This window comes from Actinoplanes cyaneus (assembly GCF_016862095.1).
In the GTDB taxonomy this organism is placed as follows: domain Bacteria; phylum Actinomycetota; class Actinomycetes; order Mycobacteriales; family Micromonosporaceae; genus Actinoplanes; species Actinoplanes cyaneus.
The window spans coordinates 1-508 of record NZ_BOMH01000117.1; the positions used below are offsets into that span (position 1 = coordinate 1).

Below are 508 nucleotides of genomic sequence, written 5' to 3' on the forward strand. Positions count from 1 at the left end.
GGGGGTCGCCGGCATCATCAAGATGGTTCAGGCCATGCGGTACGGCGTCCTGCCGCGCACGCTGCATGTCGACGAGCCATCCTCGCAGGTGGACTGGACCGCCGGTGCGGTGGAACTGCTCACTTCGTCGCGGGACTGGCCGTCGGTGGACCGGCCGCGTCGTGCGGCGGTGTCGTCGTTCGGCATCAGCGGCACCAACGCCCACGTCATCCTCGAAGCCGGCCCGGTCACCGAGCCGGCCACCTCCCCGCGGGGACTCACCGCCCCCGTGGCGGTCAGCGCCGCCACCGAGGACGGGCTCCGCGCCTACATCGACCTGGTGCGCCGACTCGACGCCCCGGCGCCGGACGTGGCTCGGGCGCTGATCCGGCGTCCGGTCATGCGGCACCGCGCTGTCGTTCTCGGCGACACGACGATCGAGGGCGTCTCCTCGGCCGGCCGCCTGGCGATCGTCTTCACCGGTCAGGGCTCGCAGCGCGCCGGGATGGGCCGCGAGCTCTACGCGACC

At 73.2% G+C, this 508-nt stretch carries 1 protein-coding gene; it reads left to right on the top strand.

Annotated elements, in window-relative coordinates:
* Window positions 1-34 precede the first annotated feature (34 nt).
* On the top strand, window positions 35-508 hold a 474-nt coding region (locus Acy02nite_RS45705; protein ID WP_307872317.1), incomplete at its 3' end, for a ketoacyl-synthetase C-terminal extension domain-containing protein.